This is a genomic window from Mycobacterium sp. NPDC003449, assembly GCF_053588415.1.
Window position 1 is genome coordinate 1 of sequence record NZ_JBSFPX010000255.1, and the last position, 8,532, is coordinate 8,532.

Genomic DNA, 8,532 nt, shown 5'->3' on the forward strand with positions numbered 1-8,532 from the left:
GTGGCCTGGCCCCGACATGGGCGGCCGGGTCGCCGGTGCAGTACCAGTGCAGGTCGTCACCGCCCTCGCCCCAGCCCCGCCGGTCGTATTCGGTGATCACCGTCCTGAGCACCTGGGTGCCGTCCGGGCGGTCCACCCAGTCCTGGCTGCGCCGGATCGGCAGCTGCCAGCACACGTCGGGTTTCATCGTCAGCGGTTCGCGGCCCAGTTTGAGCGCCTTGCTGTGCAGGGCACAGCCGATCCCGGACCGGAACCCGGGCCGATTCAGAAAGATGCAGGCGCCCTTGTATTTCCGGGTGCGCAGGTTGGGTTTGCCGTCGTACTCGTCGTCCTCGAGGTAACCCTTGCGGCCCAGTCCCTTTTCCCGGAACTGCCAGTCGTCGTCGGTCAGCTGTTTGACCGCGTCGTCCAGCTTCGCGCGGTCGTCGTCGTCGGAGAGGAACGCGCCGTGCGAGCAACAGCCGTCGTCGGGGCGGCCCTCCACGGTGCCCTGGCAGGCCGGGGTGCCGAAAACGCAGGTCCACCGCGACAGCAGCCAGGTCATATCGGCCGCGATCAGATGCTCCGCATCATCGGGGTCGTAGAACTCCACCCACTCGCGGGCGAAGTCGAGTTCCACCTCGCCGGGATGCACACGTGTCACCGCGCAAACGCTACCCGCATCCGCCCCGGCTGATTTCGAACCGGCGCGGTGTGCCGCGCCACAGCAACCAGGACCGTGCACGAATTCCGGGCCACCACCAGTTAGGTTGGTGACGTGCGGCTAGGTGTGCTCGACGTGGGCAGTAACACGGTTCATCTCCTCGTGGTGGACGCGCGCCGCGGCGGCCACCCCACCCCGATGAGTTCGACGAAGGCCGCGCTGCGGCTCGCCGAGGCCATCGACGGCTCCGGCAAACTGACCCGCAAAGGGGCCGACAAGCTCGTCGAGACGGTCGACGAGTTCGCCAGGATCGCCACCAGCTCAGGCTGTTTGGAGCTGATGGCCTTTGCCACGTCGGCGGTGCGCGATGCCACCAACTCCGAGGACGTCCTGGCCAGGGTGCTGGCCGAGACCGGGGTGTCGCTGCGGGTCCTCAGCGGGGTCGACGAGTCCCGGCTCACCTTCCTTGCGGTTCGCCGCTGGTATGGCTGGAGCGCGGGCCGGATCATCAACATCGACATCGGCGGGGGGTCGCTGGAATTGTCCAACGGCGTCGACGAGGAGCCCGAGATCGCGCTGTCGCTGCCGCTGGGCGCCGGGCGGCTGACCCGGGAGTGGCTGCCCGACGATCCGCCGGGCCGGCGCCGGGTCGCGATGCTGCGGGACTGGCTCACCACCGAGCTGGCCGATTCCGGCGCCACCATGCTCAAAGCCGGATCGCCGGACCTGGCCGTCGCGACCTCGAAGACCTTCAGATCGTTGGCCCGGCTGACCGGCGCCGCACCTTCCGGGGCCGGTCCGCGCGTCAAACGGACACTCACGGCCACCGGGTTAAGACAGCTCATAGCTTTCATCTCTAGGATGACTGCGGCTGACCGTGCCGAACTGGAAGGGGTGAGTGCCGAGCGGGCACCACAGATCGTGGCCGGTGCTTTGGTAGCTGAGGCTAGTATGCGAGCACTGGACGTCGAATCGGTGGACATTTGCCCCTGGGCATTGCGAGAGGGGCTGATCCTACGGAAACTCGACAGCGAGGCCGATGGAACCGCCCTGGTCGGGGCAACGGCGCGGGATACCGGACAGACAAGAAATAGCTAGCCCCAAAGGCAACACAGGATGACTGGACCAGAAGATAGCCAGAGCGGCACGCGGCCGATATCGGTCGCGGAGTTGCTGGCGAAGAACGGGACGATCGGGGCGCCGCCGGTGGGCGGGCGCCGCAGACGCCGCCGGGGCAACAGCGACGCGGTGACCGTCGCCGAACTCACCGGGGAGATCCCGGTCGTCGACGACGAACCCGACGACGAACCGGCCCCCCAAACCGGCCGCGCCGCCGATCCGCGCCGCGCCGACACCGACGTCGTGCCTGTGCAGAAACCCGCGCCGGAGCCGCGCCCGGTCGACGCCGAACCGCGCACCGGCAACGGATCGGGGCCCGCGCCGAAGCTCGACGCCAAGCCCGAGTCCAGGGTCAGACCCGAACCGGCAGGCAGGCCCCCGGCCCGACCGGAACCTGCCCGGCCGGAGCCCGAGCCCGCCCGCGGCGCGGCGGCGGCCGAGTTCGACGACGAGTACGAGGCCGACTACGAGGCCCATCTGCGGGCCCGCGAGGCCGACCCGGAGCCCGTCGAGTTCCGGCCGCGTCAACGGCGCCGCCGCCCGCACTATTCGGGCCCGCGCGACTACACGCCGACCGGTACCGGTGCCGAGCGGATGAGCCCGGACTGGCTCGACGACCCCGACGAGGCCGACCGGCCCGGTGCGAAGGCGCCGAGCGGCCCGGGAACCCGCGTCGACCCCGACGAGGATTACGACGACTCCCGCGACGAGGGGGACACCGGCGACCGGCCGTCCTACTTCGGCTCGTCGCTGGGACCGCTGTTCGGTGGCCAGTCCGTGGCCGATGACCTGGCGCGGCGCCGGGGTGGCGCCGACGGCCTCGACCGGGTCGACGACCTCGACGACGACCTGGACGACGATCGCCAGGCGGCCGGGCTCGTCGGCGAATCCGACGATGTCGACGATTTCGACGCGACCGGTGACACCGCAGCGTCCGAGGGCGGTTCACCCCTCATGCGGGGCATGTGGATCGTCGGACAGTGCATCGTCGCGGTCGCGTTCGGTGCCGGCCTGTTCATCGCCTTCGATCAGCTGTGGAAGTGGAACACCATCGTCGCGCTGATACTCGGGGTCCTGGTGATCCTCGGCCTGGCCGGTGGCGTGCGGGTGGTCCGCAAGACCGAGGACATCGGCAGCACGCTGACCGCCGTCGCGGTTGGGGCGTTGGTCACGTTCGGTCCGTTGGCGCTGCTTCAGGCGAGTTGACGCCCCGCAACCAAATTAGAATCTGGACCCTGTGCGCCCAGCCATCAAGGTCGGTCTGTCCACGGCCTCGGTCTATCCGCTGCGGACCGAGGCCGCCTTCGAGTACGCGGCCCGGCTCGGCTACGACGGCGTCGAACTCATGGTGTGGGCCGAGACGGTCTCCCAGGATGTAGCGGCGGTCGAGCGGCTGTCGCGGCATTACGGCGTTCCGGTGCTCTCGGTACATGCCCCGTGCCTGCTGATCTCGCAGCGGGTGTGGGGCGCGAACCCGATCCCGAAGCTGGAGCGCAGCGTTCGGGCCGCCGAACAGCTGGGGGCGCAGACCGTCGTCGTGCATCCGCCGTTCCGGTGGCAGCGCCGCTACGCGGAGGGCTTCACCGAGCAGGTCGCGGCGCTGGAGGCCGACAGCGAGGTGCTGGTGGCGGTGGAGAACATGTTCCCGTTCCGGGCCGACCGGTTCTTCGGCGCCGGGGAGACCTCGATCGAGCGGATGCGCAAACGCGGCGGCAGGCCGGGCCCCGGCATCTCGGCCTTCGCACCGTCCTACGACCCGCTGGACGGCAACCACGCGCACTACACGCTGGATCTGAGCCACACCGCGACCGCGGGCACCGATGCGCTCGACATGGCCCGGCGGATGGGCGACGGGCTGGTGCATCTGCACCTGTGCGACGGCAACGGCGCCTCCACCGACGAGCATCTCGTGCCCGGCCGCGGCGCCCAGCCCACCGCCGAGGTGTGCAGGCTGCTGGCCGACGGGAGCTTCTCCGGACACGTGATCCTCGAGGTCACCACGTCGGCGGCCAGGACGGCCGCCGAGCGTGAGGGGTTGCTGGCCGAATCGCTGCGGTTCGCCCGCGAGCACCTGCTGCGCTGAACGCGCCCCTGAGCGGCGCGACGCCGGTTCCCGGTGCTGCTTGCCGCGGGGCGGTCCGGTCGGGCGCCCACGGCCCGGCTGACGGCATTTGTGCCCGGGCGCCCGCCGCGGGCCGGCCTGCGTTCGCCGTGCGATGCTGTGGCCCATGTCGAGAATCGCGATCATCGGCGGCGGCAGCATGGGCGAGGCGCTGTTGTCGGGGCTGTTACGGGCTGGCAGGCAGGTCAAGGATATGGCGGTTGCCGAGAAGTATCCGGACCGGGCCAAGTACCTGTCGGAGAAGTATTCGGTGCTGGTCACGTCTGTCGCCGATGCCGCGGAGAATGCCGCGTACGTGATCGTCGCGGTGAAGCCGTCGGATGTGGAGCAGGTCGTCGACGAGGTCGCCGAGGCCGCCGCACACGCCGAGACCGACACCGCCGAGCAGGTCTTCGTCACCATCGCGGCCGGCGTCAGCACGTCCTACTACGAGGCCAAGCTGCCCGCCGGTGCGCCCGTCATCCGGGTGATGCCCAACGCCCCGGTCGTCGTCGGCGGCGGGGTCAGCGCCCTGGCCCCCGGCCGGTTCGCCACCCCCGAGCAGCTCAAGGAGGTCTCGGCGATCTTCGACGCGGTCGGTGGCGTGATCACCGTCGCCGAATCCCAGCTGGACGCGGTGACGGCGGTGTCGGGGTCGGGGCCTGCGTACTTCTTCCTGATGGTCGAGGCGCTGGTGGACGCCGGGGTGGACTCCGGCCTGACCCGCGCGGTGGCCACCGATCTGGTGGTGCAGACCATGGCCGGGTCGGCCGCGATGCTCTTGGAGCGTCTCGATGAGGTCGACACCGCGGGCGGTGCCGCACTGGACACCACCCCGGCCGCGCTGCGGGCCGCGGTGACCTCGCCGGCCGGTACGACCGCCGCTGGGCTGCGTGAACTCGAGCGCGGCGGGATGCGGGCCGCCGTGGCCAACGCAGTTCAGGCCGCAAAAACGCGTTCTGAGCAGCTTAGAATTACATCAGAGTAGTTAAATTTTTTCCGACGGATTAGCCCACACCCGTCGCAGTAACCCCACCTGCCACGCTATTCTCCCCTTGTATGCGCGGGTTGGTGCCAGCGGTGGGGAAGCCGCTGGAACTGCCCGTGCCTGATTGATTGGGTTGCGATGACGTCTATGAACGGGCCATCGGCGAGAGATGCTGGCGACGGTCAGCCTCGAGCTCAATTTCTGACGGTCGCCGAGGTGGCGAACCTGATGAGGGTCTCGAAGATGACGGTGTACCGATTGGTGCACAACGGCGAACTGCCCGCGGTGCGCGTGGGCCGATCGTTCCGCGTGCACGCCAAGGCTGTCCATGATCTCCTGGAGACCTCGTACTTCGACGCGGGCTGAGTGCGCACCGAGGTACGAGCGGTCGTTTTCCGTTTCGCCGGTTGACCCGGGTAAAGTGACCGGGTCAATCATTGGTATGAGGTAGCGGAGACACCTGGGTTTATGGGTTCAGTCATCAAGAAGCGGCGTAAGCGCATGTCGAAGAAGAAGCACCGCAAGCTGCTTCGTCGTACCCGGGTGCAGCGCAGAAAACTCGGCAAGTAGCTTTCAGGCGCGGCCGTTAGGCTTGGCCGATGGATTCTGATGGACGTTCGCCGGGACGCCCGACGGGGGTTCCCGACGGTACCGGGGGGACGGAATCCGCCGATGCGGCGCCCTTTCCGAAAGTGGTCCTGGTCACGGGTGCGTGCCGGTTTCTCGGTGGTTATCTGACCGCGCGGCTGGCGCAGAACCCGCTGATCAGCCATGTCATCGCAGTCGACGCGATCGCCCCGAGCAAGGATCTGCTGCGGCGGATGGGCCGGGCCGAGTTCGTCCGTGCCGACATCCGCAACCCGTTCATCGCCAAGGTGATCCGCAACGGGGACGTCGACACCGTGGTGCACGCCGCGGCCGCGTCCTACGCGCCGCGGTCGGGAGGCCGGGCCGCGTTGAAGGAATTCAACGTGATGGGCGCGATCCAGTTGTTCGCGGCGTGCCAGAAGACGCCGTCGGTGCGTCGGGTCATCCTCAAGTCGACCTCGGAGGTCTACGGCTCGGGCTCGCGCGATCCGGTGATGTTCACCGAGGAGGCCAGCGCGCGCAGGCCGGCGCGTGAGGGGTTCGCGCGCGACAGCATGGACATCGAGGGCTATGCCCGCGGGCTGGCCCGGCGCAGGCCCGATATCGCGGTGACCATTCTGCGCCTGGCCAACATGATCGGTCCGGCGATGGACACCGCGCTGTCGCGGTATCTGGCGGGCCCGGTGGTGCCCTCGGTGGTCGGCCGCGACGCCCGGCTGCAGCTGCTGCACGAACAGGATGCACTCGGCGCCCTTGAGCGGGCCACCGTGGCGGGCCGCGCGGGCACCTTCAACGTCGGTGCCGACGGCATCATCATGATGAGTCAGGCGATCCGCCGGTCGGGCCGGGTGCGGCTTCCGGTGCCGCGTTCGGCCTTGTCCGTTGTCGATTCGCTCAACCGCGCAACTCGTTACACTGAACTCGATCGTGAGCAGCTGAACTACCTCAGCTACGGCCGGGTCATGGACACCACGAGGATGCGCAATGATCTGGTCTACAGTCCGAAGTGGACGACAGCCGAGGCATTCGACGATTACGTTCGGGGTCGAGGGTTGACGCCGATCATCGACCCGCGATGGGTGCACTCAATGGAGAGTCGCGCCGTTGCAATTGCGCAGCGTTGGGGAAATTAGGTACTGGCTTTATCCGGGGTGGGAGAAGGTATCGACGTGGCGGGCGAATCTAAGGCGAAAGTCATTCCGCTACACGGGAATTCGAATCGTGCCTCGGCGGCGGCCCAGCGCCGGGCGGCGCAGCGCTCGGACAGTGCGCGCAGGCATCCCTCGGTGCTCGCCGACACCGGGGCCCGGGCATCGGCCGATCAGATCGCCGCCGTGGTCCGCGAGATCGATCATCGACGCGGCACCGCGGGTGGGCAGGTGCCGGCCGAACAGAGTCCGACCGAGCTGTCCAAGGCGGTCGTCGCGGCGTCGGACTTCGTCAGGACCCGGATGACCGGAAACTACGCCGTCGACGAGTTCGGGTTCGACCAGCACCTCACCGAAGCAATCTTTCTTCCGTTGCTCAGGGTGTTCTTCCAGTCCTGGTTCCGGGTCGAGGTCTCCGGGATCGAGAACCTCCCGGATGACGGTGCGGCGCTCGTCGTCGCCAACCATGCCGGCGTGCTGCCGTTCGACGGTCTGATGGCCCAGGTGGCCGTGCACGACCACCATCCGCTGCACCGCGATCTGCGCCTGCTGGCCGCCGACCTGGTGTTCGACCTGCCGATGGTGGGCCAGGCCGCGCGCAAGGCCGGCCACACCATGGCATGCACGGCCGATGCGCACCGGCTGCTGGCCAATGGTGAGCTGACCGCGGTCTTCCCGGAGGGGTTCAAAGGCCTCGGCAAGCCGTTCAAGGACCGCTACAAGCTGCAGCGCTTCGGTCGCGGCGGGTTCGTCTCGGCGGCCCTGCGGGCCAAGGCGCCCATCGTGCCGTGCTCGATCGTGGGGTCCGAGGAGATCTACCCGATGCTCGCCGACGTCAAGCTGCTGGCCCGGCTGTTCGGTCTGCCGTATTTCCCGGTCACGCCGCTGTTCCCGTTGGCGGGCCCGGTCGGTCTGGTGCCGCTGCCGTCGAAGTGGCATATCCGGTTCGGCGCGCCCATCGAGACCACGGGTTACGACGAGAGCGCCGCCGACGATCCGATGGTCACCTTCGAACTCACCGACCAGGTCCGTGAGACCATCCAGCACACCCTCTACCAGCTGCTGGCCGGCCGCCGGAACATGTTCTTCGGCTGAGACTTTCCCGGGCGAGCAGACATAAAACTGCCCACTTTCGCCCGGAAACAGGCAGGTTTGCGTCTGCTCGCGCAGGGAAAAGCGCGCAGGGAAAAGTGTCAGGCTCGGGACTTTTGCCCGGCAATCATCTTGGCGATCGCGGCGTCGCGGGCCGCGGCGATCTGCGAGCTGATCTCATCGGCCTCGTCGTGGGCGGCCTCGCCGAGCATGGTGACGATGCTGGTGGCCACGGCATTGCCATCGCCGTCGCTGACCTCGGCGCGCACCTCGCAGATCACCGTGCCGTGTGACTCGATGACCGAGTCCAGGTAGGAGTCGAACCACAGCTTGTCGCCGACCACGATCGGCCGGTGGAAGATCAGCTTCTGATCGCGGTGCAGCACGCGTTCGAGGTTGATCGGCACGTCGAACTTGTCGAACAGCTCCAGCTGCACCCGCCGCCCGGCCACCGCCAGGAAGGTCAGCGACGCGACCATCGTGTCGTACCCGCAGTCCTTGGCTCCGGCCTCGCTGTGGTGGGCCGGGTGCTCGTCCTTGACCGCCGTGGCGAACTCGCGGACCTTCTCCCGTCCGACCTCGAAGTAGTCGGGGTAGCGGTAGTGCGTCCCGATGATGTCTGCAGCGATGCTCATGAGTGGGCGTAGCTTCCCGTTCGAACGTGCCTGGCCGGGCGGAAGCCTATCAGCGTGGCCGTGATTGCTCAGCGAAGGTCGTGACGGCGCGACACCACCGCGGCCAGTGCACCGCCCAGCGCACCGAGGGCCAGCGCCGACGGCACCCCGATCCGGGCGGCCTTGCGGGCGGTCCGGAAATCGCGGATCTCCCAACCGCGTTCCCTGGCCACATCCCG

Annotated in this window: 10 protein-coding genes and 1 pseudogene; 8 read left to right on the forward strand and 3 right to left on the reverse strand. The window is 68.4% G+C overall.

What is annotated here, in order from left to right; genetic code table 11:
* On the reverse strand, positions 1-643 hold a 643-nt coding region (locus tag ACWDTP_RS35390; protein WP_450027888.1), incomplete at its 3' end, for a hypothetical protein.
* A gap of 114 nt (positions 644-757) precedes the next feature.
* On the opposite strand from ACWDTP_RS35390, the gene ACWDTP_RS35395 reads away from it, so the two are divergent.
* From ACWDTP_RS35395 to ACWDTP_RS35430, 8 genes are all read left to right on the forward strand, one after another.
* A complete protein-coding gene (locus tag ACWDTP_RS35395; protein ID WP_450027889.1) occupies positions 758-1,741 on the forward strand; it encodes a Ppx/GppA phosphatase family protein in 984 nt (327 codons plus the stop codon).
* An 18-nt stretch (positions 1,742-1,759) separates the two neighbouring features.
* The gene (locus ACWDTP_RS35400; protein ID WP_450027890.1) at positions 1,760-2,968 is read left to right on the forward strand and encodes an FUSC family protein; all 1,209 of its coding nucleotides are present in this window, start codon (positions 1,760-1,762) and stop codon (positions 2,966-2,968) included.
* Between the two features lie 31 nt (positions 2,969-2,999).
* Positions 3,000-3,845, forward strand: coding sequence for a sugar phosphate isomerase/epimerase family protein (locus tag ACWDTP_RS35405; protein ID WP_450027891.1), 846 nt, complete (start codon positions 3,000-3,002; stop codon positions 3,843-3,845).
* 145 nt (positions 3,846-3,990) lie between these two features.
* The gene (proC, locus tag ACWDTP_RS35410; RefSeq protein WP_450027892.1) at positions 3,991-4,851 is read left to right on the forward strand and encodes a pyrroline-5-carboxylate reductase; all 861 of its coding nucleotides are present in this window, start codon (positions 3,991-3,993) and stop codon (positions 4,849-4,851) included.
* Between the two features lie 138 nt (positions 4,852-4,989).
* A complete protein-coding gene (locus ACWDTP_RS35415) occupies positions 4,990-5,217 on the forward strand; it encodes a cell division/environmental response transcriptional regulator (protein ID WP_450027893.1) in 228 nt (75 codons plus the stop codon).
* 102 nt (positions 5,218-5,319) lie between these two features.
* A complete protein-coding gene (locus ACWDTP_RS35420; RefSeq protein WP_003402602.1) occupies positions 5,320-5,421 on the forward strand; it encodes a 30S ribosomal protein bS22 in 102 nt (33 codons plus the stop codon).
* A gap of 29 nt (positions 5,422-5,450) precedes the next feature.
* Positions 5,451-6,572 (forward strand): SDR family oxidoreductase, encoded by a 1,122-nt coding sequence (locus tag ACWDTP_RS35425; protein WP_450027894.1) that lies wholly within the window; start codon positions 5,451-5,453, stop codon positions 6,570-6,572.
* Positions 6,573-6,608: 36 nt separating this feature from the next.
* A complete protein-coding gene (locus ACWDTP_RS35430; RefSeq protein ID WP_450027895.1) occupies positions 6,609-7,682 on the forward strand; it encodes a lysophospholipid acyltransferase family protein in 1,074 nt (357 codons plus the stop codon).
* A gap of 98 nt (positions 7,683-7,780) precedes the next feature.
* Here ACWDTP_RS35430 and ACWDTP_RS35435 read toward each other — a convergent pair whose 3' ends face one another.
* Positions 7,781-8,314: an FAS1-like dehydratase domain-containing protein gene (locus ACWDTP_RS35435; RefSeq protein ID WP_450027896.1), complete on the reverse strand. Its 534-nt coding sequence runs from the start codon at positions 8,312-8,314 to the stop codon at positions 7,781-7,783.
* 68 nt (positions 8,315-8,382) lie between these two features.
* Positions 8,383-8,532, reverse strand: a pseudogene (locus tag ACWDTP_RS35440) (HAD-IB family hydrolase); the annotation flags it as partial.

Bases quoted from the DNA above. Each gene is read 5' to 3' on its own strand.
- ACWDTP_RS35400 (WP_450027890.1), top strand. From the start codon at position 1,760: ATGACTGGACCAGAAGATAGCCAGAGCGGCACGCGGCCGATATCGGTC.
- proC (WP_450027892.1), top strand. From the start codon at position 3,991: ATGTCGAGAATCGCGATCATCGGCGGCGGCAGCATGGGCGAGGCGCTG.
- ACWDTP_RS35415 (WP_450027893.1), top strand. From the start codon at position 4,990: ATGACGTCTATGAACGGGCCATCGGCGAGAGATGCTGGCGACGGTCAG.
- ACWDTP_RS35420 (WP_003402602.1), top strand. From the start codon at position 5,320: ATGGGTTCAGTCATCAAGAAGCGGCGTAAGCGCATGTCGAAGAAGAAG.
- ACWDTP_RS35425 (WP_450027894.1), top strand. From the start codon at position 5,451: ATGGATTCTGATGGACGTTCGCCGGGACGCCCGACGGGGGTTCCCGAC.
- ACWDTP_RS35435 (WP_450027896.1), bottom strand. From the start codon at position 8,314: ATGAGCATCGCTGCAGACATCATCGGGACGCACTACCGCTACCCCGAC.